A 23,650-nucleotide genomic window follows, 5' to 3' on the forward strand; every position below is an offset into this window, starting at 1 on the left:
AAGTAAAACACAATACCATCGGACGTTATGGAAAAATTTGTCATCAAGAGAAATGGAGATTACAAACCTTTTGAAAGTTTCAAAATAAGGGATGCCATTGCAAAAAGTTTTAATAGTGTTGCCATACCGTTCGATGTGAGTGTTTTCGATAGTGTGATGACGGCCATCGAAATCAAAGACATCTGGGCGGTTGAAGAAATTCAGGACATGATCGAAAAAACGCTTTTCCAGAAAGAGTATTTTTCAGTAATGCGCTCATTCATGCTGTTTCGTCATACAAGAAAAATGCAGCGTGAACATGTTAGTGGCCTGAACGATGATACCACCTATGTGGACAGCACGCAAACTATCGAAGAATATATCAGTCAAACGGACTGGCGCATAAATGCCAATGCCAATACATCGTATTCCAATGCGGGTTTGGTTAATAATGTGGCAGGGAAAATTATCGCGAATTATTGGCTGGACAAAGTATACAGCAAAGAAGAAGGGTATGCCCATCGTAATGGTGATGTACATATCCACGATCTGGATTGCCTTACCGGATATTGTGCCGGATGGAGCCTAAGGGTTCTTCTGAACGATGGTTTTAACGGTGTTCGTGGTCGTGTGGAAAGTAAAGCCCCTTCTCATTTCAGGGAAGCCTTGGGACAGATGGCCAATTTCCTCGGAATTCTGCAAAGTGAATGGGCGGGTGCTCAGGCCTTCAGTTCGTTTGATACTTATCTGGCACCCTATGTTTTTAAGGATAATCTTTCTTTCGAAGATGTGCTGAAAGCGGTGCGCAGTTTTGTTTACAATCTGAATGTTCCGGCACGTTGGGGACAGTCTCCTTTTACCAATATCACGTTGGATTGGGTAGTACCTTTGGATCTGAAAGAACAGATTCCGACCAAAAACGACTTGCATTTATTCGACAAAATTGAAGATGAAAACCTGTTGGATCGTGCCAAGGAAAGAGGAGTTTCCACATTAACGGAAATGCGCTATGAACATTTTCAGACGGAAATGAACCTGATCAACAAAGCCTATTACACGGTAATGACCGAAGGCGATGCAAGCGGACAGCCTTTCACATTCCCGATTCCGACCGTAAATATTACAGAGGATTTCGACTGGAATGGAGAAAATACGGATCTGCTGTTTGAAAACACCGCTAAAATCGGATCGTCTTATTTTCAGAATTTTATCGGAAGTCAGTATGTGTTGGATGAAAACGGAAACCGGGTTGAAAATCCGAACGCTTATAAACCCAATGCGGTGAGAAGTATGTGCTGTCGTCTGCAGCTAGATTTAAGGGAATTACTGAAACGCGGCAACGGACTTTTCGGAAGCGCAGAAATGACCGGAAGTATCGGTGTGGTTACCATTAATATGGCCCGGTTAGGCTATTTATTCAAAGGTGATAAAAAAAGCTTATTCAGTCAACTGGATAAGCTGCTTGAATTGTCTAAATCGACTTTAGAAAAGAAAAGAAATTTCATCCAGGAAATGTACGATCGCGGTTTATATCCTTATACGATGCGCTATCTGCCGCATTTCAGAAATCATTTTTCTACCATCGGCGTAAACGGAATGAACGAAATGATCCGCAATTTTACGTCTGATAAATTGGATATAACTTCTGATTTTGGAATAACGTTCTGCATGGAGATTTTAGATCATATCCGTAATAGAATGAAAGAGTTTCAGGAAGAAACAGGAAATTTGTATAATTTGGAAGCCACTCCGGCCGAAGGAACCACTTATCGTTTTGCCAAAGAAGACAGAAAACGTTTTTCGGATATTCTCCAGGCAGGTATAGGCGACAATATTTATTACACAAACAGTTCTCAGATTCCGGTAGATTATACCGAAGATCCCTTTGAAGCTTTATTGATGCAGGACAAATTGCAGTGTCAGTATACGGGAGGAACGGTATTGCACCTTTACATGAGCGAAAAAATCAGTTCGCCGGAAGCCTGCAAGCAGTTCGTGAAAAAAGTCCTTACGAATTTCAAATTGCCATACATCACTGTTACTCCTGTTTTTAGTGTTTGTCCGGTACACGGTTATTTAACTGGAGAACATGAGTACTGCCCTAAATGTGATGATATCTTACTTCAAAACCACAAAAATGAATTATATGAAGAACAGTAATGAAATCCTGGAGCAGAATAAGCATTTAAGAACAAAATGTCTGGTCTATACACGAGTAATGGGCTATCACAGGCCTGTTGAAAGTTTTAATATCGGTAAAAAAGGTGAACACAGTCAACGTACCCATTTCATGGAAAGAAAATGCTGCTAAAGCGATTTTCAGCATAACTCCGTTTAGTTTGTTGGACTATCCGCATAAATCGGCCTGTATCCTATGGTTTACGGGCTGTAATATGCGGTGTTTGTATTGTTATAATCCTGAAATTGTACTTGGGAAAGGCAAAATTTCATTTGAAGAAACCCTTTCTTTTCTTGCTACAAGAAAAGATTTGCTGGACGCTGTTGTGCTTAGCGGAGGGGAATGTACGATGCATAAAAACCTGATCCCTTTTGCAGAACAGATAAAAGCGATGGGATTCGCTATTAAAATAGATACCAACGGCTCTAATCCATCGGTTTTGGAGCGGTTGATTATTAATAATTTAATTGATTATGTGGCTTTGGATTTTAAAGCTACTGAAATGAACTTCCGCCGGATCACCCAAACCAATTTGTTTTTGGCCTTTGAAGAATCACTGCATTTATTACTTCGGTATAAAATTCCGTTTGAAGTGCGAACCACTTTTCATTCGGATTTAATTGATGAGCAGGAACTTCATGCGATGGTAAGTTACCTGGAAAACAAAAAATACAGCGGAAACTACTTTGTTCAGCACTTTGTGAACAATGTTGAAACGATTGGGGATTTGCCCCGATCATCACGTGAGATTGAAAAAAGCTTCTTCAGCACGGAAACGATAAAAGTAAACTTTAGAGCTTGATTATGTTTAAGAGATGGATATTGATATGTTTCGGAAATTTTTTGGTTGCAGCCATGATGGGTTTACTGTTGCGTCTGCAGACTGTTGCGCCGGTAAACGGCATAAATTACCTTTTTTTGCTGCACGGGCATTCGCACATTGCCATGTTAGGCTGGGTTTATCTGGCACTTTTTGCGTTGATCTATCATTTTCTGATCCCGAAAAATAAAGAAACTGAGAAAAAATTCAATCGTCTTTTCTGGGTTACCCAATTGGCGGTTGTCGGAATGATGATTGCTTTTCCGTTACAGGGTTATGCCGTTTTTTCCATTATTTTTTCGACGCTGCATATTTTCTGCAGTTATTATTTTGCCCGACTGGTCTGGAAATACCAGCAAATCGAATCGTTAGCCGAAAGGTATCTGCTTAAAACCGCATTGTTTTTTATGGTCTTATCCACCTGTGGTATCTGGTGTTTGGGCCCTGCCGTTGGTTTAATGGGAAAAGCGAGTGCTTTTTATCAGATAGCCATTCAGTTTTTCCTCCATTTTCAGTTTAACGGCTGGTTCATTATTGCCGTGTTGGCTTTATTGTTCCATCAGATGAAACTGAAAGTTGAAAATCCTACTTTCTTCTCCTTTTACAGATGGCTGGTTGCCGGTACCATAATTACATTCGCTTTACCGATAAGCTGGTATGTGTCGAATCCGGTACTGACATGGATAAACGGAATGGGAGTGGTGGTGCAATTGGTCGCTTTTGTGAAATTAGCATTGATATTACGCCCACAATTTGTTGAATTTTATTCGAAATTGAAAGAAATCGAAAGGATAGTATACAGTTTCGCCTTGTTGTCTTTAGGAATGAAAGTGCTGATACAATTGGCGCTCATTTTTCCAGAAATAGCAATGCTTTCACATCAAATCAGAAACTTCGTCATCGGATTCATCCACATGATCATGCTTGGGATTATTTCCGGATTTTTACTTGGTTATTTACTGAACTCAAAAGCTATTCAACGCAGAAACCGGTTTTCGGAATATGGAATCAAAATTTTCCTTCTAGGTTTTGTACTGACCGAATTCCTACTGTTTGCCCACGGTGCAGCGCTCTTCTTTCATTTGACGATCATACCGATGTATCAGCAGAATTTATTGATTTCCAGTGTTTGGCTGGTAGTCGGAATCACAATGATCATCTTTAGCAATACCAATCTGAAAAACAGTTTAAAATGAATCATCACTTTTTGTTAATCATCCATTTACTATGTGCCGCGATATGGGTGGGTGGGCATCTGTTGCTCGTATTTGCGTATTTGCCGAGAGCCCTGAAAGAAAAAAATCAACGGATTATTCTCAATTTCGAAAAGAAGTATGAGCCTGTCGGTATGCCGGCTCTGGTTTTGTTGGTTGTCACGGGAATTATGATGGCTTATAAATACGGAGTGAGTATTGAACAATGGTTTCATTTTGAAACACCGATCGAAAAAGTCGTTTCCGTAAAATTAGCCTTGCTGTTCACAACGGTACTTTTCGCGTTAAGCGCCCAGTTCAGGGTAATCCCGAAATTAGAAAAAAACAAAAATAAATTACCGGAAATGAGTCTCCATATCATCTCAGTAACCTTAATCGGAGTAATCATGGTTATTATGGGATCATTTGTACGATTTGGAGGAATTTAAAAAGAATAAATTATGATTGAAACTGCACCATTAGTAAGAACAAAAGAATTGCGTCCCTTGAGTCGCGAACACCATCATGGCTTAATGCTTTGTTGGAAAATACGATCCGGTTTTAATAAAAATGTAGATCCGGCACGAATTAAACGGTATACGGACTGGTTTTATATCAAGTACTTATTGCCGCATTTTGAATTGGAAGAAGAATATATTTTTCCGATTTTGAAGAAGGATAGTGATCTGGTACGAAAAGCCCTTGCGGATCACAGAAGGTTGAGACGTCTTTTTAATCAACGAATTAACGTTGAATTGAATTTAGGATTAATCGAAGAAGAACTGGAAGCGCATATCCGATTTGAGGAACGTGTCCTTTTTCCTGAAGTACAGGAATATGCTTCAAAAGATCAAATGGAACGAATCGAAAAAATGCATAATGCAGACGATTTTGTGGAAAACATAAAAGACGTTTTCTGGAAGTAATCGGATTATTTAAACAACACTAAAATTAAAAAAGCCTGTGTCTCCTTAACGGAACACAGGCTTTTCGCCATAATTAACCTAACTGAAATTAACCTATTGAAATTAAATTATTGAATTATTTTGCTGTTGTGAAGATTCTCGGATTAATGGTAATCATTACCCATGCCCAGTTGTTGTCATAACCTTTGTTGCCGGTTTTGAGAACTTCCAGGGTTTCTGTTCCGAACATTTGCGAATACCCGCCTGAAATAGTGATGTCTTTCTGCAGACTGTAACTAGCCGTTAAATCGACTTCGGTGCCAAGATAAGAATCCATTTTTTTGGTGACATCTGTGGGATCGATTACATTGGCTGCTGTCATAAATACGTGTGGCATTAAGTTGAATTGCCATTTATTATTAGTATAACTGAATTTGGCAAAAAGATCCTGTAATCCTACCGTGTTTCTGTAATTGCCTACGTAGAAATAATCCATGTAACCATTGAACGCATGGTTGGTTCCGAAAATAGGGAAGAAGGATTTTATTTTACTGTCGGTGTCATCCTGATCTTTTCCGGAAAGGTATTCATAGCCAAGACCGGCTTTAACTTTGGTGCTGAATGCATAATTTGCCATCAATCCACCGTAAAAAGCACTTACCGTTGTGTTTTCAGTAACTAATTTTCCGTTTCCGGTTTGCGCGTAAAGTCCCAAATTAGCATCGAATTTGTTTTTTGCGTAAGTCAGATACGTTCCGAAAGTCTGCATATTATCCACTTTCAGATTATTAGTTGCCGCTTCTTTATACTGAATGCCGACATTTAGGAAAAGTAAACTCATTCCCAGATTGTCGAATTTGGTGTGGTACCAGGCATGTTGCATGTGCTTGTAACTGATCGTGTACAAGTCACGGTACAGTTTTTCAGAATCTGAATTCAGAGCAAACCCTAAATCCAGCTGATGGTTCGGTTGTTTCCAGGAAATAAGTGCTGCGTCATGGCTTTGACCTTGCTGCGCCCAATCAATTTCCCCCATGATTCTCTGGTTATCATAAGAAAGAACCTGTCTTCCCAGTCTTGCGCTCCATTTCTCATTGATATCATATTGTGCCCAAGCCTCGAACAGAGCGATTCCATTTTTATCAGATGTCGTTGTTGTGGGCACGTCTCCCCAAACCCTGATGTTCTGAAAGGTCAGTTTAGCTTTTAGTTTGTCCTGTTTGAAGTTAAAGTTAAGACGTGATCGTTGGGATACAAAGGAAGTCGGAAGCGAACCGTCTTTCATCAGTTCCTTGAATCCGTTTCGGTATTCATAACGTGGTCTTAGTTGCAGATTTGCATCTAATTCCTGGGCGAGAGCGCCCGTGCCTATCATCAAAATCAATGATAAGCCAATTTTTTGTAGTGAGTTCATAGTTTGGATTAGTTTAGCTTTTCAGCTTCTTCTGTAATTTTGTTTACGGTTTCGTCATAGCTTACCCCCAAACCTTCCTGTTGATATGCCAATTCACCATTGGCATTGAAAACACTGATTATGTTAGAATGAGAGAAATCCATGGGTGATATTTTTTTGTAGTTTACGGCTAACACCGCAGCGAATTCACGTGTGTTTTCTTCGGTAGAGCGAAGGAATAGCCATTGGTGATTGTCCATTTTGTTTTCTATGGAAAATGCTTTAAGACGTTTTGGCGTATCTACGGTCGGGTCGATACTTACCAGTACAAGTTGAACTTTATCCTTAAGGTTTTCAGGGATGCGTTCTTCAATGTGGCGCATGTCTGCAACTAATCTCGGACAGGCCGATTTACAAGAGGTATAGATCATTACCATCACCAGAACCTTTCCTTTCAAATCTTTCATCTCAATATTTTTGTTATCCTGAGTAGTCCACTGGGATGGAAGATTATAAATGGATAGTTCTGAAATAGTAGTCTTTGTGTTTGTTGATGCGGTCTCGTGTTTGTGTTGTGAGTTGCAGCTCTGCAAGCCCATTAGGATTACGAATAATCCCATTACTATAGTTTTCATAGATGTGAAATTTGATTTTTCTTCAGAAAAAGTTACATAGCCTAAGTTGTGCTTTTTATTTCGGCAGATCTTTGGCGCATCTGAACCCTAAATTTCTGGTGGTATAACTTGCTTTTAAACTGCCTCGAAAGGCATAGCGCATAAAAGCAGCGTAATTCATCAAATCAGATGCATTCACAGATCCGTTCCCGCAGAATAAGTTTTTGTCTGAATCCTTATCTTTTCGGGATTCTCCGGAAAGGAAAATGCTGTTAAAATCAGAAGTCCATTCCCATACTAAACCATGCATGTCATAAACTCCCCAATAGTTTTTGAATGTTTTGCCTATCGCATTGTTATACGTTTTTGACTTTTCATACCAGGAAAGAATATATTTATTGTATTCTTCCTTGGTTCTGGCATCAATTCGTTTTTCATCCGCCATAGCCACATATTCCCATTCATCCATTGTTGGCATTCTTTTTCCCTGACATTCGCAGTATTTTTTTGCGGCAAACCAGGAGATATTGGTTACAGGAGAGTTGGGTTTTTCTGTTCCGAAATTAAAGTCGCCTGTCCAATGCGATAAATAGCTTTTATCAGCAAAAAGACCTTTGATTTTTGAGCGGCTGTATTGTGGATTTTTTTTCAGGAAGTTCAGATATTCTTCGTTGGTTATCGGATAAATATCTATTTTGAATGTTTTGACTTCAACAGGTTTCTTGTCAGAGGTTCCATAAAGGGGAACATATGTTCCCCTGTTTATGGTAACCATGCTTTTTTCCTGAGCATTAAGAGCTGTTGCCATAAATAAAACAGTATGGAAAATCAAAACTATTTTATACTTGAGGTTCATGGTCAACGTGTTTTTGAAAATTATTTATTTTTTTCCTCTTTGTGCTTTCACCATTGCAGTGGTAACTTTCGTTCCGTTATTTCCCCAACTGCTGTAAACGTAGGTTAAAACATCTGCAATCTGTTCGTCGGATAATGATTGTGGCGTCATCATCGCGTTGAATTTCTTACCGTTTACCGTCACCGGACCGCTTAATCCGTTAATTACCGTTCTTATGGCGCGATTAACATCTTTATTCAGATAATCTGATTTGGCCAACGGAGGGAATGCGTTCGGAACTCCTTGTCCGTTTGCCTGATGACAGGCGATGCAGGTTTTTGAGAATACCTCTTTTCCTTTAATTGGGTTATTAATAGCAACTTTGGTTACTTTTTCCGTTTTCGCTGGAGTTTTAAAACTATATAAGCCTATTGCTAATGCGGTGGCAGTAACTCCTAAAATCATCTTTCTCATGATAAAAAGTATTTAAATAATTATTGATTGTTTATTCGTGTAAGTCGTCTTTTGCTTTTGCGACGATTTTTCCTCTTTGGGCTTTTACCATCGGAGCAGTTATGTTCGTTTTGTTGTTGCCCCAACTATCATAGACGTAGGTCAGAACATTGGCGATTTCTTCATCCGTAAGGTTTTGACTGGTCATTACACTGTTGAATTTTTTACCGTTTACAGTGATTTCTCCGGTCAAACCGTGTAGGACTGCATCAATTGCTTTTTTTGGATTCGCATTAAGAAAGTCTGATTTAGCCAAAGGAGGGAAGGCATTTGGTATTCCCTGTCCTTCTGACTGGTGGCAGGCAAAACAGGTTCTGCCGTAAATTCCTTTTCCTGCTTGTACCTGCTCCGGAATGGATTTCGGTACGTAGGCTTTTGCATCTCCTTTTGTTTTTGGCATGTTTTGGATGGTTCCGCCTTCCGGTAAATAGATTCCTTCCTGAACTGTTCCCGAGTAGATGGTTTTGTCCTGTTCGCCTTCAACTTTAAGCATTCCGATCGCGCCTTTGTTGAACGCTCTGAAAATCGAGTGGTCTACAAGGATGAATGTGCCCGGAACATCAACTTTGAATTCAACGATGGCGGAACCGCCGGCAGGAACTAAAGTGGTTTGTACTTCTTTATTAATCAGATTTCCGCCTTCGATATGAACTTTGTCAAAGATCTCTCCGATTACGTGAAAAGAAGAAACCAGGTTCGGACCTCCATTGCCCATGAAAATGCGGACAGTTTCACCTTTTTTAGCAGTAATTGCTTTTTCTCCTGTCAATGAGCCAACTTTTCCGTTGAACACTACATAATCCGGTTGTTCCTTTACGGCTTTTTCCATATCAAAAGGTTGCGAACCTTGCTCGCCATAAGCGCCTTTGGTGTAGAAATCACCCTGCATTACATAGTATTCTTTGTCTACCGGAGGTAAACCTCCTTCCGGTTCCACTAAGATCAGTCCGTACATTCCGTTTGCGATATGCATCCCAACCGGTGCGGTAGCGCAGTGGTATACATATAGACCCGGATTCAGACATTTAAAGTTGAACACTTTTTCATGTCCGGGAGCAACTAAAGAAGATGTGGCACCTCCTCCAGGGCCTGTTACCGCATGTAAATCGATGTTGTGCGGTAATTTGTTGTCCGGATGGTTTTTTAAGTGAAACTGTACTTCATCACCAATTCGGGTTCTGATGAAACTTCCCGGAACCGAACCGCCAAAGGTCCAATAGGTATATTTAACACCATCGGCCATTTCGCCTTCCTGTTCTTTAATTTCCATGTTTACGATGAGTTTGGTAGCAGCTCTGTTTCCAATTGGTTTAGGTACAAATGGTGGGGCTGTCAGTTCGGCTACCATTTCGCCTTCAACCTTAATTTTGGTGGGATCAATAGAGGAGTCGTTTCCAAAAGAAAACAAGCCTACTGATATTGCTGATAGCACTAAAACACCGGCAGCAATTTTTAATCTGGTTTTCATAATTGTGGTTTTTTTGTGAATTATTTTATTGAGTAAAATTAGAGGACAAAAAGGTCTTTTATTGTGATATTTGTCATCTTTTGAAAAATAAAATGAGAGGATTTAAAAAAAATGCTTCTCTGTTAAATTTTCAGATAATGGATAGCAGAAGTGCCAAACCCCATACTGCGGCAGCGAAACAATTATTAGCCTGGTCTTTTGACTTGTCGAAAAGTTTTAAACCTCTTCTTTTTCAGTTATCTTTGAATTGAATTTTATAAGTATGCTTCTAAAAAAATACCGTACCGTTTTCATGCAGGAACTTTCATCGCTGTATGATGAATATGAAACCGAAAGTTTCTTCTATATAATATTGGAAGACTTTCACAAGATGAAGCGTGTCGATTTGGCTTTGAATCCTGCTTTCGAATTGAATCCTGAAATGCTCCACCAATGGCAGAACGTATTGGCGCAGTTAAAAGAACACCGTCCGATACAGTATATTCTAGGTGAGACAGAATTTTACGGATTGCCATTTTATGTCAACGAGAATACACTTATTCCAAGACAGGAAACTGAAGAGTTGGTCGATTGGATAATTAAAGAGAATTCCGAAGGTGATTCTTCAAAAGAAATAAAGATTCTGGATATCGGGACGGGGACAGGTTGCATTGCCATTTCATTAGCGAAAAACCTTCCGAATACCAAGGTATATGCAATGGATGTTTCAGAGCAGGCAATAGCTGTGGCAGAGAAGAATGCGGCAAGAAATGAAGTCGAAATTACTTTTTTACACCAAAGCATTTTAGAAACAGATGATTTGTTGCAGACCTTTGATATAATCGTGTCAAATCCGCCTTATGTCAGAATACTTGAAAAAGAGGAAATCAAAAAGAATGTATTGGATTTTGAGCCGCATCTGGCATTGTTCGTAGAAGATCATGATGCGTTACTTTTTTATCGTAAGATTGCCGAATTGGCCACCCAAAATTTATCTGAAAACGGACAACTTTATTTCGAAATCAATCAGTATCTCGGAAGAGAAATGATTTGGCTGCTGGAAAATTACAGTTTTAAAAATATAGAGCTACGTAAAGATATTTATGGCAATGACAGGATGATAAGAGGGGTTTTTCAGATGGCGGATGGCAGATAGTAGAATTCAGGTAGCAGAAATTAGTTATATATAGTTAACTGAATTTTTCAGGATTACTCATCATATAATTTACAAGCCTACCAACTTCAAGACTCTTGGATGTAAAATTGTCAAATGTTTCAGAATTAATATAGTTGCAGGCTAAGGCGTATTCTAACCAAACCTGTGTTTCTGCATTTTCAGCATCACTGTCTGTGAGTTTCGAAATAAAATGATTCGGATATCTTCTTTTTCGGGTGGCTTCGGCAATATTCGCAGAAACACTTCGCGACGAGCGTCTGATTTGATCCGTTAGGGAATATTTTTCTTCAGAAGGAAATGATTTGGTAATTTCAAAAATGGACATTGCTAATTCAAAAGACTTTTTATAGGCTAATAAATCCTGAAATCTCATAATGGCGTATAAATAATGTTATTCAAATATTTTTTCAATTGAAAAAATCTTACTGCTTGCATTTCCTGTTTCCTGTAATCTGCCATCTGTAACCTGGCATCTGCCGCTTACTCGTAACGCAACGCCTCCACAGGATCCAGTTTCGAAGCCTTAATCGCAGGATACAATCCGGAAACGATTGCAACAATAAAAGTGGTGATGAAAGCCGCCATAATCGCCATCCACGGAATAACAAACGTAAATTCAATGGCTTTGGAAATTCCGAATCCTATGGCAATTCCAAGGATGATTCCAAGGATCCCACCCATCTGGCCAATCACTAAAGTTTCAGTAAAAAACTGCCAGGCAATTGTACTTTTTTTCGCCCCAAGTGATTTTCTAACTCCAATCTCGCGGGTTCTTTCGGTAACGGAAACCAACATGATGTTCATCAACGCGATTGAAGAACCAAAAACCGTGATGATACCTATAACCCAAGCACTGATGCGCAGCACTTCGGTGTTCGAAAGTAAACGCTGAATCAAATCGTCACTGCGCTCCACTCCGAAATTGTTTTCCTGAACCGGACTCAGTTTTCTGATTTTTCGCATGGAAATAGTAGCATTGTCCGATGCAAGGGGTAAACTTTCTTTTTTGCTCACCATCACGTTGATATCGTAATTGATATTGGGAGCCGAAAATAAGGAACGTGCAATCTGAATCGGAATCAAAACCCGCAAATCCTGATTGTTTCCAAATGTGGAACCTTTTTCTTTCAGCACGCCAATCACTTTGAATTTAGCTCCGCGGACCGAAATGGTTTTATCGATCGGATTAATGTCTTTAAAAAGTCCTTTTTCAAAATCGGAACCTAAAACACAAACATAATTATTGTTGGAAATATCAAAACCGGTAAAATTTCGACCTTTTGTAGCTTCCAGACCTTTGTTCGGAAGGAAATTCTGGTCGACACCCACGATGGTGATTTCCGGATCGGTTTTTTCCGATTCGTGTTTTACTTCCGCATTTGATGTAGCCGTAAAGGATAGGGAAGTGGTTGTAAAAGGAAAATTGTATTTGTCCTGAAATGCTTTTGCCTGTGGATAACTGATAATCGGATTGATTTTTTGTTCCGAGTTGTTTCGGTTCACGCGTTCCGAAAAATCATATTGGCTGATGGAAAACGTATTGGCACCCATCGAAGCAAAATCCTTCATGATGGTATTCTCCAATGCCGAAACCACCGTAAGGATTCCAACCAAAGCGGTTATACCGATGGCGATGATCATCACTGTTAAAATGGTACGCAACAGCTGACTTCTAATCGCCCCAAGCGCAATTCTCGTATTTTCCTTAAAAAGACCGATTCCAATCATAGTAGCAATTTGTCATAAAAATAGGTGATTTGTTACATTCAGAAAGTAAGAAATTAGAAATAAGGAGTCAGAAAGTGTAAAAATTGATTTTAATAAAGCGCAATATGTCCGATATTTGCAAAAAATAAATAATGAAAGAATTTAGCTTTCTCTTTTCAGAATCCTAAATCCTAAATTCTAAATTTTAAAATGGCTCAAAAACCAAGCATACCAAAAGGAACCCGTGATTTTTCGCCGGCAGAAGTCGCGAAACGCAACTATATTTTCTCCATAATCAAAACGAATTTCGAAAAATTCGGATTTCAGCCCATTGAAACGCCGACATTCGAAAACTCGGAAACCTTAATGGGGAAATACGGTGAGGAAGGCGATCGATTGATCTTCAAAATTTTGAATTCGGGTGATTATCTGTCGAAAGCAAATGAAACTTTTTTGGCGGAGAAAAACACTTTGAAACTGACTTCCCAAATCTCCGAAAAAGCACTGCGTTATGACTTAACTGTTCCTTTTGCACGTTACGTGGTACAGCACCAAAATGAAATTGAATTCCCGTTCAAGCGCTACCAGATCCAACCGGTTTGGCGAGCGGACCGACCTCAGAAAGGCCGTTTCAGAGAGTTTTATCAGTGTGATGCTGACGTAGTGGGATCGACCTCATTATGGCAGGAAGTGGAGTTGGTGCAATTGTATGACAGTGTGTTTTCCGCATTGGGATTAGAAGGCGTAACTATTAAGATCAACAACAGAAAAATATTATCAGGTATCGCTGAGGTAATCGGCGCTTCCGATAAATTAATCGATTTTACCGTAGCATTAGATAAATTAGACAAAATCGGTGAAGACGGCGTGAAGAAAGAAATGTTGGAAAAAGGCATTTCAGAAGCCGCGTTGGAAAAAGTACAGCCGCTGTTTAACTTCACCGGAACCATTTCGGAGAAAATCGAAAAACTTTCCACCTTACTTTCTTCTTCAGCAGAAGGGATGAAGGGAGTAGAGGAGTTGCAGTTTATCTGTGATACTATTATGTCACTAGGTCTGGATAAATCCGAATTGGATTTAGATGTGACCTTAGCCCGCGGACTGAACTATTACACCGGAGCTATTTTTGAAGTAAGTGCTCCAAAAGGTGTGGCAATGGGTTCTATAGGTGGTGGTGGTCGTTATGATGACTTAACCGGAATCTTCGGTTTGAAAAACATGAGCGGTGTCGGAATCTCATTTGGTTTGGACAGAATCTACCTTGTTTTGGAAGAACTGAACCTATTTCCGGAAACAGTAACGTCAACATCAAGAGCATTGTTCTTAAACTTCGGACATGAAGAAGCTTTGTATTCGATGAAAGCCATTACGCAATTGCGAAAAGAAGGCATCAAAGTGGAAATGTATCCGGACAATGCCAAAATAGGAAAGCAATTCCAACATGCCGATAAACGCGGAATCCCGTATGCGGTAATCGTAGGAGCTGATGAAATGGCAAATAATCAATATGCGCTGAAAGATCTTGCTTTGGGCGAACAGGAGAAAGTGACTCTGGAAGAACTGAAAGAAATACTTAAATAATTGAAAAGGCTGTCGGAAACGATGGCCTTTTTTATTTAAAATTTATATCCGATTCTTGCCTGAATAGCGAAAACAAAATCTTCATTATTATTGTTAACCCTATCGTCTTTTTCAAATACTTTTCTGTATCCCAAACCAGTAGAAAGTTCATAGTTAAAATGCTTTCCTAAATTCCGTTTCATTCCCCAGGTTGGCATAATATGTAATTCGGGAACAACTTTGAATCCTTCTGTATTACCCACTGTAAAACTATCGGGATAATAAGCATTACGTATCGAAATATAGTTTCCGGTATTGTCGCTGATGTCTTTTCCTTTTCGGTTCCTCTTGTTTATATTATAATAAAAGCGAGGTTCCAAAGTGATTTCAGGGGTTAGGAATGATGCAGATTCATCGGTGCTACTGTTTTCCACCGAATACAACAGTAATCCAATCTCCGATCTTAATGCTATTTTATCGGAAAGTTTCAGTTCGTTATAAATCCAGGTTCCAACAAAACCTATCTGAGTACCAAATAACGATTTTGCTACACTAACGTTTTCTGCCGTGTTTGTGTTTTCATTTTTTACCTCAGTAGTAGTTTGGGAGAATGTTTGTAATGTAAGACCAAAAAGTAAGGTAGTAATGATTTTTTTCATTTTAGGCTGTTTTTAAAGGCGCAAAAGTAATTTTTATCGCAGTATTTAGGCTTCTTTTTTAGTTTTTTTATTTAGAATTTCAATTGTAGGTAGAATGGTCTGCTGATGGGATTATAAGATATACAAGAAACATGAAATTTATCAATGTTCTTTGTAGTACGACGGTGTTTACTTGTGACTTTTTTTAAAAATGTTTTTTGCCAGAAATGTGAAGAACCAAACTGCAACCACTCAAGGAATGTTTTCACTTTCCTTAGCGCCATACAACGAAAATAAATGATGTTAAACCACTTAATTTGCTTTCTTTTCTTACATGTCTTAGCTTAGTATGTTACATGGCTTGTTTTAGTGAAATGTTAACCAAAAGAGATGAATTTCTTACTTATCAGTTAGCAGTAATTAAGTTCTACGATATGAGCATCAAGAAACCAAGTGAAGAAAGCCAGTCCGGCGGTTATTTAAAATTAGTGCCCGCGGCATTGACGACGGTAGGGGTATTTGTTGGCGCGGTTCAGTATAACAATAATTATGAGAAGGAGATCCGAAAAAGCACCTACAATACAACCTTTGCTGTTTACCAGGAATTTACCGAAAAATGCGCTGTATTGTCCCATTATGAAAAGGACAGCGTAGATACGAAATCATTTTACCGGGATTACAAGGAATTTGAGAAGATGTATTTCGGGAAATTTTTATTGGTACAGGATTCTACGGTCAGTGCTCAGGCCCAGGAATATTATGACCTTGTCAATAATTTTAAACAGAAAGGTTCTCCCGTTTCCAATTCCGATCTTGAAGATGGTCTCTTGAATTTAATCTCCGCTTCAAGAAATTCTTTAAATAAAATAATAGAAAAATGAAAAGGTTAAATTTATTCTTCGCTCTATTTCTTCTGATACTTACAAACGTATGTACGCTTCAGGCTCAGGAGGCGAAATTAGTGATTCTGAAGAATGGCGCTCCAATTAATCAAAATGATATGTCGGTCAAAATATCAGATGTGATTACGGTACAAATTTCAAATGAAAACCCAGCTGTGAAATATAAAATCAGCAATTTAAGTCTGGATATCCGAACATCTAAATCGGAGCAAATCAAGAACGTCCAAAAATCACCGCGTTACCAGAAAAAAATTAGCCTGAAAAACGATAAGTTTGAAGTCAGTCCTAAAATCAGAATTAATGTTCAGAAATATGCCAGCAGTGATGTAACGCGATTCATTCTAAAATTAATTTTAGTTGAGGAAGAAAAAAACGGGATAAAAAAGAGTGTTGATTGGATTACCTATGGTAAAGAATATGAATTTTGGTATAAGTAACTTATACTGACAGCCCTTTTTAAGAGTATAGGGTTTTAGGGTTAAAGTCAAACTTTTTACATCTTCAACGTAGTGATAAAACAGAATATGAGGAGTTGCTGTTTTGAACCGCTTTTAAAATTATGATTTTATATGTTTATGAGTTGACGGCAAGCCTTTTTCGAACTTCAAATTTCAATTAGCATGTCTATAGAAACAGATTTAGATACAAAACGGATACAAGCATTGACAGATGGGGTTTTTGCGATAGCTATGACAATTATAATTTTGGAGGTCAAAATTCCAACGGAGTTGAACTCTATTGCCCTTAACAATTATTTTTTCGAACACACATTTCAAGAGCTGCTTATTTACTTTATAGGTTTTGTTACGCTGGGAGTTCTTTGGATTGGTTCTCATTTTCATCACCATCACTTAATGAAAACGGACAGGATTAGCAGTTGGCTAAATATTATATTTCTAATGTTCATTTGCATAATACCGTTTTCAATTGGATTTCTTAATAATTACAGACATGATAAATTGAGCATCATTTTTCTTAGTATCAACCTAATTCTTTCAAGTGCTGCAAACTACCTCATGTTATGGTATGCTTGGAAAAAGACATATATTAAACCGCACTTTACCCTGAGCCATTTTACACATGCAAAGCACAGAATTTTATTTCCAATTTACATTTACCTGCTTACAATTCTTATTTCATTCTTTGCAACCTCTATTGCGCTCTATTTATTTTTAATTCCCTTCATATTACATATCATACCCGAAAAAGGGAACAAACGAATTGGTCAATCATAAATCAAGTAACTTATGTCAGTCGCTAACAAGGGTTTTGAGCAAGCGGGGCTTTAAGTTTTACCTTAGCATAATGATAAAAAAACTGAGGAGCGTGGGTAATCCACTACTTATTTCTCCGACTTGAAAATCTCCTTCACCACTTCCTCGTAATGCTTACTGTTCCCGGCTTTCTTGATCTTTTTGAAAGTCTTTTGCGGATTGGAAAACGATTCGGAAAAATACTCCCAAAAGCCCAGCATTTTCATTTTGATAGGCGTTGGACCTTGTAAGTAAGCATCGTAGTCGCGGTAAATCGTGTCGTGAAATTCCTCAAAAATTTCAAATCGGTTTTCAGGATATTCTGTGGTGTTGTTTTTAATCATACTCGGTAAGAACGGATCGGCAATCAAACCTCTTCCAATCATAAAATGGTCAATCGAAGGAAATCGTTCCTGCAGACTTCGGAATTTCTCCACCGATGTAATGTCGCCGTTATAATATAGTTTGTGTTTGGAGACATCAAGGCATTTCTGAAAGGAATCCAAGTCAACGCCACCTTTGTATAATTGCTTCCCGATTCGGGCATGGATGGCAATATTTTTGATCGGATATTTTTCCAAAACAGGAAACACATCGAGAATTTCGGAAGGGTTTTCATAACCCATACGCATCTTCATGGAAACAATAATATCCGTTTCGTTATGAGCGCGTTCTAAAATCGTATTGATGCAATCTGTATTTTTTATTAAGCCGGAGCCCATTCCGCTCTTTGCAACCATAGGATAAGGACAGCCTAAATTCCAGTTCAATTCGTTATAACCTAATTGCTTTACGTACCTGGCCACAAACAAAAACTCCTCCGGATCATTGGTGATGATTTGCGGAATAACCTGAAGCGTAGTATTGTTTTCCGGAAGAATGTCACGTTCATACGAACCTTTGATGACCATTTTTCCGTTCAGTTTTATATAGGGAGAATAGAAAGTGTCAATACCTCCAAAATATTTGTGAAAAGCATTTCGGAAACGAAAATCAGTAAATCCCTGTAAAGGAGAAGATAATAAAGTGGTACTCATCGTTTTGAGAGGTATTTACAAATTAGTTTCAGGTTGTACTTTCTTCTGTTTAAAAAGCCACTCATACAAGGCGTCTTCATGGAACAATCGTTCGACATTACCGTGATTTCCGCTGGGAATAATAGTAAATGTCACATCAGCGGCCGTATCACATTTCTTAATCGCATCCACAATTTTTTTAGATTCCGACATACGGACAATATAATCTTTATCTCCATGCTGAATCCACAACGGAAGGGTAGCCAGTTTACAGGCGTCTTTTACGTTTCCGCCACCACAAATGGCTACGGCTGCAGTTATCTTGTCGGCATGTTTTCCGGCGAAATGCAAAGTTCCGTAAGAACCTAAACTCATTCCGCAAACATACACACGGGATAAATCAGTGTTGTAATTTTTCTGTACATATTCTAAAAGCTGAAGGACTTTATCAGGATTCCAGGATCCTGAGGCTAATTGCGGCGCTACAACGATAGCCGGAATCGTTCTTCCTTTTTCTATAGCGCGCAAAACACCATAGCGTTTCACTCGTTTAAGATTAGTCCCTGAAAGACTTTTTCCGTGAAGAAATATCAATACAGGCTGTTTCTCTGTTTTTTCAGCTTCGGGAACCTGGATCCAAAACGGATAATCTGTTTTTCCGACAATGGTTTTTAATTGAGAAAAAGCGGTGTATGATGCAAAAAGTATCAGAAATGATAAAAAACGAAATTTCATGGCTTTTAGTTTTGATGGGCCACAAAGGTACTTTTTTTGTTTGAAATGCTTTTTGATGACATTGTTAAATAAAAAAAGCCCCAATTTTAGGGGCTTTTAGTATTATCGGATGATTATTTTTTTGGTGAGTGAACCATTTGCTGTTTTCACTTTTACAATGTATGTTCCTGTACGAATGTGTTCTACCGGAATCTTGATTTTTTGCTGTTCCTCATCTGCAACATCCCATGTCGCAATGGACTGGCCTAAAATAGTGTAAAGCTGAACGGATTCCGCTCGGATGTCCACTATATTGTTTTTGATATGCAGTATGTGATTACTGTCGGCGAAAACCATTATACCATTATTCAGAACAGCCTCGTCAGTGCCCAGCGTTTCGACAGTAAAGCGAAGTGAGAACCGGTTCAGGTATTCTCCTGCAGCAAGTTCTGTCTGGAAATCTTCATTTCTGAGATTGTGATAAATTCCGGTCAGGTTATCAAACAGATAGATTTCTGTCGTAGTCGGAATGTTTTCCAGTTCATCAATTTTAATTTTAGTCAAACCACGGTTCGTAATGGTAACTCCAATAGGTATGATTTGTGCAACATCAAAATCCCGGATACCCTGAATCACGAATTTGCCACCGCTGAAATCCCAATACATATCATCCTGATTCACGTCTACCATCGGAGCATCATAACCGATATCAAATAAGTTAGTAGTATTTTCGTCGGCGCCCACTAAAAGTTGGCGTTGTAATCCTGACGGAGCATCAAAAAGCAGTCTGATTTTTTGTCTGGTTTCCGTATCGGAATCTACAGTTGGGTTTTCATCTCTAAAGAAAATAGAGTTTGCAGCAGATTTCGTTTTAAAGGCACGCTGACTGTTTTTAAATCTTACGGTTCCTCCCGCAATTGGGTTAGGCATGCCTGTCGCACCGGCTATATCAGTTCGGATAAAAAATCCTTGTGCTACCGGAATGTATCGTTTCGGAACTTTTGAACCTGATGCGTTATTGTTGTTGATCAGCGGATCGCTTGAAGCACCGACAACACCTCCCATTAAATTATAGACTGCATATCCTCCGATATATTGACCTAAAATATGGGTTTGGGCGCCAAAGTGATCCCAAAAATATAAGGCACCATTAAAGACGTTAGAAGCGGCGCGTCCTCCATCCAAAATATTATCTTTTATAAATTCATCGGCATTTAAAGCAGACGGATAAGGGTTTCCCAACAGATAAGACTGATTAGGAGCCATGGTTAAATTTATGTTTCCGTTGTTAGGCTTTCCAATAAAAGTATAGTTTTGATAATTGGTATTCGGTTCTGAACCTGTAACGCCTTTCATCGTGTATCCTTCGCCAACCTTAAGACTTCCCGTGTTCTCGATTGCTTGCCAGGAGTAATAACTTGTACTCACTAACGTGTATTTGTATAACCAACGTTTGCTTATTTTTATAGGACTTGTAAGCGCACCGTCTGAAAAATTATAACCATCTCCAAAGGTTATTGTTCCCGGACTGAAAGGAGAAGCCAGCGAATTGGTACCGTCTCTCATAATACCGCCGATAGTGTAGTTCAGATTGTCAGGACTAACAGGGGAGGACCAATAGTTGTAATGGTAACTGCTTTTGGTTCCCTGTTGATCACAAATCAGACTTCCCGTGCCCCCGGCTGGGTTTGCAGTCGTTCCGTTTTGAACCAATTGGGCTTCGCCGGTCAGACGTAAATCACCGCTGGTTAAAACGAGATTGTTAGCTACAGTTAACGCAAAAGCATCCGGAAGATTAATTCCTTTTGCACCTCCCGTGCAGTTTAAAGTCAGATTATAGAAGCCTTCATTAAGTTTTATTCCGGAATTGATCAGTTGAACCTGGTTGCTGGTTGCTCCATTAAACGTTACGGTTCCGGTTCCGGGAATAAAGCTTCCGCTATTCTTCCAATCTCTTTTTACCTGCAAATTGGAATTGGCATTCATGGTAATCGAAGCACTCGGACTGATGATGACATCTCTGGCTGTTGCAATATAACTATAAGCAGCGGCAAACGGACTTAGCGGATCGATAACCGGCATTCTCGTTGCTCCTGTCGGAATTTGCGCATTGATAGTTGCTGTTGGTAATCCGCCGGCCCAGTTTTTACAGTCGAACCAATCGGTGCTTATTAATCCTGTCCATAATCCTGCCGTTCCGTTCAAAACAGTCACTGTTGCTGATCCGGCAAAATCGGACGCCTGAGCAGTACATTTTGAATCGTTCAACGCCGTAATAGAGTATGTCGTATTTACTAACATATTAGTAACATTGAAAACGTAAGGGTTTGTATTGATGTTATTTACCGTCGTTGAGCCTGATCCGTTGGTATAGGTCAATTTCCAGGGTCCGTTTCCGGTTAATGCAATACTAAAAGTAGCAGTTGCTCCTTTACACACCGTCTGATTCTGACTGATTACTGCGGTCGGTCTCGGATTTACGGTAACTGTAACATAAGCAGTTCCGTCTGTTCCAAAACTGTTGCAGCCATTCAGATAGGAAGTTACGGCGTATGTCGTGGTTACCGTCGGACTAACGGTCATGGTACTGCTGCTGGTAACTGCAACTCCTGTAACTGAATCTACCCACTGCGTCGTGAGACTTGGAGGAGCATCGGGAATAGCAATGTTGTCTACGGCCCATGCACTTCCTGTAGTTCCGTGATAATTGAAACGGATTTTTAAATTTGGCTGACCGATATAGGTATTCAGATTTATAGTCATTGGAATGAAGTTCGTATAACTCGGAACACCAGACGAACCAGTATATGTTGCTAATCCTGTCCAAGGGCCGCCATTAGCTGAAATTTCGACAGTTGCAGTTCCTCCGGCTCCTAAATTATGAGCTTGAGTAAAGGTTAAAGTGGCAGTTGTAAGGCCAAAAGTATCAAATGTGGCAGTGTATAATTGTGAATCAAGATTTCCGTTAGCTATGGCAAATTTTCCAACGGATGTGTACGTTGTTCCTGAATAGCTTCCGCCATTGGTCGCTGACAGCTGCCAAGGACCCGGATCCGTATTACTGCCACCCGCGCTCAAACAATTGTTTGGGCAACTGTCCACTGTCCATCCCGGTGGATTTGAATTGTTGAACGTTCCTCCGCTCGCAATATTTTGACTTGTTGCAAAATAACTTGTTGAAGATAGCACCGAACTTTCCCCGGCACATATCGTCGAAGGAGTTGCGATCACAGGAGTCGGTTTAATATTTGGAATAACGGAAATCACGCAGCCGTTAGAAATACTGGTGCATCCGCCGTTTTGTATTACTGCCCTGAAAACTGTGCTCTGAGTTATGTTGGAGTACGTATAGTTGCTGATTGTATTTGCAATATCAACCCACGAAGTTCCCGCTGTTGTTGAGTATTGCCATTTTACAACGTTACCCACACTTCCTGATAAATATAACGTTCCGGAAGCGGTAAAGCATTCTGTTCTGGAATTAATAATGCTGGAATTTGATAAAGACACAGCTCCTCCCACTGGATCATTCACGATCGTTACGGTTGTAGTTACAGGTGTAGCCGGACAACCACCATTCGCTGGTATGGTATAAGTAATAGTGTAGGTCCCTGCCGTACTGGTACCAGGAGTGATAGAGCCCGTAGCTGCATTAATTGATAACCCGGCTGGTGCTGCAGAATAGGTTCCTCCGGTATATGCTCCTGTTCCGCTTAGGGTTGCACTTGGAGCTGTTCCCAAAGATTTACAAAATGGTGAGCCCGTGTAACTTATTGTTGCAGTCGCAGGTGTGCTAACCGTAATAGTTCCAATTGCGGTAGCCGCCGGAGCACATCCTCCTGACGTGGTAACGGTATAGTTAAAAGTTCCGGCTACTGTCGGAGTACCACTGATGGTGAATACACCGCCAAGAAAGTTTCCGGTAATGCCCGTCGGTAATCCTGAAACGGAAGCGTTTGTGGCATCGGTTACATTATACGTAATATTGGTTATAGCCACGTTTTGACATCGCGTCTGCGTTGCATTGGCAGAACTCAAAACAATGTTTGGAAGTGAGGTCACGGTAACAATACTTTGGTCTGCAAGGACAGTAGAACAAGATGTTGGAAGAAAAGAAGCCAATATATAATAAGTGGTGATGCCGGGACCGGGAGACACTGTAAAAACTAAATTGTTGCCATCTCCGATTTGAGCTGCACCAATATCATTGTTTGTTGCTGCTTCCCTAAGTTGATAAGATACTCCGATTTCGCTTGTAAATAGAGTTATGGTCGCATTGTCTCCAGTGCAAATAGTCGGATCAGATACTTCTTTTTCAGCAGTACAATCTTGTCCGAGACAAAAGTTTGATAATAGGAGTAAAAGAAACAGGTAGGGGTAGTTGTTTTTCATTGCCACATATTTTAAATTAACTAAATGCTGTTTTCGTTATTTAGTTAATCCTGAAAAACCTCATGATGAATAGGCTGGATAAAGACTTGTGCTGAATATTGGTTTGATTAAGGATAAAACCATCTATTTTTATCAGTTATTAAAAGTAATTGCAAATTAAAATGCAATTAACCCATACTTTTAAGCAGTCTTTACCACCTTATAGTCAATTTTGTTTTTGGATTAACTGATTTAAAACTAGATAATTCAAACTTGAAAATTGAAAACGCGTAAGATTTTTCGATGACTTGATTTTAACTATCGACGAACTGCTTTTTTAAAGATTATTTTGTTAAACAATGCGTAATTTTTTGAATGTTTTAAGAATACTTCGGCTTTTTAAGGTATTTGTTATAATATATGTATTTGTGTGT

The 23,650-nt window shown here is 39.3% G+C and carries 21 protein-coding genes and 1 pseudogene; 11 read left to right on the forward strand and 11 right to left on the reverse strand.

What is annotated here, in order from left to right; translation table 11 throughout:
• The first annotated feature begins 27 nt into the window (after positions 1 to 27).
• The 6 genes from AC3E9U_RS05955 to AC3E9U_RS05980 are packed head-to-tail and all read left to right on the forward strand — an operon-like array spanning position 28 to position 5,097.
• Positions 28 to 2,139, forward strand: coding sequence for a ribonucleoside triphosphate reductase (locus AC3E9U_RS05955; protein ID WP_488745988.1), 2,112 nt, complete (start codon positions 28 to 30; stop codon positions 2,137 to 2,139).
• Positions 2,126 to 2,290, forward strand: coding sequence for an anaerobic ribonucleoside-triphosphate reductase (nrdD, locus tag AC3E9U_RS05960; protein ID WP_488745989.1), 165 nt, complete (start codon positions 2,126 to 2,128; stop codon positions 2,288 to 2,290). The genes AC3E9U_RS05955 and nrdD overlap by 14 nt, the downstream gene beginning before the upstream one ends.
• Positions 2,244 to 2,960, forward strand: coding sequence for an anaerobic ribonucleoside-triphosphate reductase activating protein (locus AC3E9U_RS05965; RefSeq protein WP_488745990.1), 717 nt, complete (start codon positions 2,244 to 2,246; stop codon positions 2,958 to 2,960). The genes nrdD and AC3E9U_RS05965 overlap by 47 nt, the downstream gene beginning before the upstream one ends.
• A gap of 2 nt (positions 2,961 to 2,962) precedes the next feature.
• On the forward strand, positions 2,963 to 4,174 hold the full coding sequence (locus tag AC3E9U_RS05970; protein WP_488745991.1) for a hypothetical protein: 1,212 nt from the start codon (positions 2,963 to 2,965) through the stop codon (positions 4,172 to 4,174).
• Entirely contained in the window at positions 4,171 to 4,620 is a 450-nt protein-coding gene (locus AC3E9U_RS05975; protein WP_488745992.1) for a CopD family protein, read from the forward strand. Before AC3E9U_RS05970 ends, AC3E9U_RS05975 begins: the two co-directional genes overlap by 4 nt.
• 12 nt (positions 4,621 to 4,632) lie before the next feature.
• Positions 4,633 to 5,097 carry a hemerythrin domain-containing protein gene (locus AC3E9U_RS05980; protein ID WP_488745993.1) on the forward strand — a complete coding sequence of 155 codons (465 nt, stop codon included), beginning with the start codon at positions 4,633 to 4,635 and terminating at the stop codon, positions 5,095 to 5,097.
• Between the two features lie 115 nt (positions 5,098 to 5,212).
• Here the strand turns inward: AC3E9U_RS05980 and AC3E9U_RS05985 are convergent, their stop codons facing one another.
• From AC3E9U_RS05985 to nirK, 5 genes and pseudogenes are all read right to left on the reverse strand, one after another.
• Positions 5,213 to 6,490, reverse strand: coding sequence for an alginate export family protein (locus tag AC3E9U_RS05985; RefSeq protein ID WP_488745994.1), 1,278 nt, complete (start codon positions 6,488 to 6,490; stop codon positions 5,213 to 5,215).
• A gap of 8 nt (positions 6,491 to 6,498) precedes the next feature.
• Positions 6,499 to 7,104: an SCO family protein gene (locus tag AC3E9U_RS05990; RefSeq protein WP_488745995.1), complete on the reverse strand. Its 606-nt coding sequence runs from the start codon at positions 7,102 to 7,104 to the stop codon at positions 6,499 to 6,501.
• Positions 7,105 to 7,159: 55 nt separating this feature from the next.
• On the reverse strand, positions 7,160 to 7,891 hold the full coding sequence (locus AC3E9U_RS05995; protein WP_488746139.1) for a formylglycine-generating enzyme family protein: 732 nt from the start codon (positions 7,889 to 7,891) through the stop codon (positions 7,160 to 7,162).
• Positions 7,892 to 7,963: 72 nt separating this feature from the next.
• Positions 7,964 to 8,326 (reverse strand): annotated as a pseudogene (locus tag AC3E9U_RS06000) (c-type cytochrome); the annotation flags it as partial.
• 97 nt (positions 8,327 to 8,423) lie between these two features.
• Entirely contained in the window at positions 8,424 to 9,899 is a 1,476-nt protein-coding gene (nirK, locus tag AC3E9U_RS06005) for a copper-containing nitrite reductase (protein ID WP_488745996.1), read from the reverse strand.
• A gap of 262 nt (positions 9,900 to 10,161) precedes the next feature.
• Here nirK and prmC point away from each other — a divergent pair, with 262 nt between their 5' ends.
• Entirely contained in the window at positions 10,162 to 11,034 is an 873-nt protein-coding gene (prmC, locus tag AC3E9U_RS06010) for a peptide chain release factor N(5)-glutamine methyltransferase (RefSeq protein WP_488745997.1), read from the forward strand.
• 34 nt (positions 11,035 to 11,068) lie between these two features.
• Here the strand turns inward: prmC and AC3E9U_RS06015 are convergent, their stop codons facing one another.
• Together AC3E9U_RS06015 and AC3E9U_RS06020 are read right to left on the reverse strand one after the other, a co-directional pair.
• On the reverse strand, positions 11,069 to 11,428 hold the full coding sequence (locus tag AC3E9U_RS06015; protein ID WP_488745998.1) for a four helix bundle protein: 360 nt from the start codon (positions 11,426 to 11,428) through the stop codon (positions 11,069 to 11,071).
• Positions 11,429 to 11,535: 107 nt separating this feature from the next.
• On the reverse strand, positions 11,536 to 12,783 hold the full coding sequence (locus AC3E9U_RS06020) for an ABC transporter permease (RefSeq protein ID WP_488745999.1): 1,248 nt from the start codon (positions 12,781 to 12,783) through the stop codon (positions 11,536 to 11,538).
• Between the two features lie 189 nt (positions 12,784 to 12,972).
• On the opposite strand from AC3E9U_RS06020, the gene hisS reads away from it, so the two are divergent.
• Positions 12,973 to 14,343 (forward strand): histidine--tRNA ligase, encoded by a 1,371-nt coding sequence (gene hisS, locus AC3E9U_RS06025; protein ID WP_488746000.1) that lies wholly within the window; start codon positions 12,973 to 12,975, stop codon positions 14,341 to 14,343.
• Positions 14,344 to 14,378: 35 nt separating this feature from the next.
• On the opposite strand, the gene AC3E9U_RS06030 is transcribed toward hisS, so the two are convergent.
• A complete protein-coding gene (locus AC3E9U_RS06030) occupies positions 14,379 to 14,981 on the reverse strand; it encodes a hypothetical protein (RefSeq protein WP_488746001.1) in 603 nt (200 codons plus the stop codon).
• A 353-nt stretch (positions 14,982 to 15,334) separates the two neighbouring features.
• On the opposite strand from AC3E9U_RS06030, the gene AC3E9U_RS06035 reads away from it, so the two are divergent.
• The 3 genes from AC3E9U_RS06035 (at position 15,335) to AC3E9U_RS06045 (ending at position 17,097) form a co-directional block, all read left to right on the forward strand.
• A complete protein-coding gene (locus AC3E9U_RS06035; protein ID WP_488746002.1) occupies positions 15,335 to 15,841 on the forward strand; it encodes a hypothetical protein in 507 nt (168 codons plus the stop codon).
• Positions 15,838 to 16,299 (forward strand): hypothetical protein, encoded by a 462-nt coding sequence (locus AC3E9U_RS06040; protein WP_488746003.1) that lies wholly within the window; start codon positions 15,838 to 15,840, stop codon positions 16,297 to 16,299. Before AC3E9U_RS06035 ends, AC3E9U_RS06040 begins: the two co-directional genes overlap by 4 nt.
• Positions 16,300 to 16,482: 183 nt before the next feature.
• The gene (locus AC3E9U_RS06045) at positions 16,483 to 17,097 is read left to right on the forward strand and encodes a TMEM175 family protein (RefSeq protein ID WP_488746004.1); all 615 of its coding nucleotides are present in this window, start codon (positions 16,483 to 16,485) and stop codon (positions 17,095 to 17,097) included.
• 107 nt (positions 17,098 to 17,204) lie between these two features.
• Here the strand turns inward: AC3E9U_RS06045 and AC3E9U_RS06050 are convergent, their stop codons facing one another.
• From AC3E9U_RS06050 to AC3E9U_RS06060, 3 genes are all read right to left on the reverse strand, one after another.
• Positions 17,205 to 18,152, reverse strand: coding sequence for a tRNA dihydrouridine synthase (locus AC3E9U_RS06050; protein WP_488746005.1), 948 nt, complete (start codon positions 18,150 to 18,152; stop codon positions 17,205 to 17,207).
• A gap of 15 nt (positions 18,153 to 18,167) precedes the next feature.
• Entirely contained in the window at positions 18,168 to 18,866 is a 699-nt protein-coding gene (locus AC3E9U_RS06055) for a carboxylesterase family protein (protein ID WP_488746006.1), read from the reverse strand.
• 102 nt (positions 18,867 to 18,968) lie between these two features.
• Complete coding sequence (locus tag AC3E9U_RS06060; protein WP_488746007.1) at positions 18,969 to 23,237, reverse strand: DUF8693 domain-containing protein; 4,269 nt, start codon at positions 23,235 to 23,237, stop codon at positions 18,969 to 18,971.
• Positions 23,238 to 23,650: the final 413 nt, after the last annotated feature.

The sequence above is a fragment of the Flavobacterium sp. 21.1 genome (assembly GCF_057801535.1).

Excerpts from the sequence above, each read along its gene's own strand:
- nrdD (WP_488745989.1), top strand. The coding sequence starts at position 2,126 with ATGAAGAACAGTAATGAAATCCTGGAGCAGAATAAGCATTTAAGAACA.
- hisS (WP_488746000.1), top strand. The coding sequence starts at position 12,973 with ATGGCTCAAAAACCAAGCATACCAAAAGGAACCCGTGATTTTTCGCCG.
- AC3E9U_RS06050 (WP_488746005.1), bottom strand. The coding sequence starts at position 18,152 with ATGAGTACCACTTTATTATCTTCTCCTTTACAGGGATTTACTGATTTT.
- AC3E9U_RS05990 (WP_488745995.1), bottom strand. The coding sequence starts at position 7,104 with ATGAAAACTATAGTAATGGGATTATTCGTAATCCTAATGGGCTTGCAG.
- AC3E9U_RS05985 (WP_488745994.1), bottom strand. The coding sequence starts at position 6,490 with ATGAACTCACTACAAAAAATTGGCTTATCATTGATTTTGATGATAGGC.
- AC3E9U_RS05975 (WP_488745992.1), top strand. The coding sequence starts at position 4,171 with ATGAATCATCACTTTTTGTTAATCATCCATTTACTATGTGCCGCGATA.
- prmC (WP_488745997.1), top strand. The coding sequence starts at position 10,162 with ATGCTTCTAAAAAAATACCGTACCGTTTTCATGCAGGAACTTTCATCG.
- AC3E9U_RS06035 (WP_488746002.1), top strand. The coding sequence starts at position 15,335 with ATGTTAACCAAAAGAGATGAATTTCTTACTTATCAGTTAGCAGTAATT.
- AC3E9U_RS05995 (WP_488746139.1), bottom strand. The coding sequence starts at position 7,891 with ATGGCAACAGCTCTTAATGCTCAGGAAAAAAGCATGGTTACCATAAAC.
- AC3E9U_RS06040 (WP_488746003.1), top strand. The coding sequence starts at position 15,838 with ATGAAAAGGTTAAATTTATTCTTCGCTCTATTTCTTCTGATACTTACA.
- AC3E9U_RS06015 (WP_488745998.1), bottom strand. The coding sequence starts at position 11,428 with ATGAGATTTCAGGATTTATTAGCCTATAAAAAGTCTTTTGAATTAGCA.
- AC3E9U_RS06060 (WP_488746007.1), bottom strand. The coding sequence starts at position 23,237 with ATGAAAAACAACTACCCCTACCTGTTTCTTTTACTCCTATTATCAAAC.
- AC3E9U_RS06045 (WP_488746004.1), top strand. The coding sequence starts at position 16,483 with ATGTCTATAGAAACAGATTTAGATACAAAACGGATACAAGCATTGACA.
- nirK (WP_488745996.1), bottom strand. The coding sequence starts at position 9,899 with ATGAAAACCAGATTAAAAATTGCTGCCGGTGTTTTAGTGCTATCAGCA.
- AC3E9U_RS05955 (WP_488745988.1), top strand. The coding sequence starts at position 28 with ATGGAAAAATTTGTCATCAAGAGAAATGGAGATTACAAACCTTTTGAA.
- AC3E9U_RS06020 (WP_488745999.1), bottom strand. The coding sequence starts at position 12,783 with ATGATTGGAATCGGTCTTTTTAAGGAAAATACGAGAATTGCGCTTGGG.
- AC3E9U_RS06055 (WP_488746006.1), bottom strand. The coding sequence starts at position 18,866 with ATGAAATTTCGTTTTTTATCATTTCTGATACTTTTTGCATCATACACC.
- AC3E9U_RS05980 (WP_488745993.1), top strand. The coding sequence starts at position 4,633 with ATGATTGAAACTGCACCATTAGTAAGAACAAAAGAATTGCGTCCCTTG.
- AC3E9U_RS05970 (WP_488745991.1), top strand. The coding sequence starts at position 2,963 with ATGTTTAAGAGATGGATATTGATATGTTTCGGAAATTTTTTGGTTGCA.
- AC3E9U_RS06030 (WP_488746001.1), bottom strand. The coding sequence starts at position 14,981 with ATGAAAAAAATCATTACTACCTTACTTTTTGGTCTTACATTACAAACA.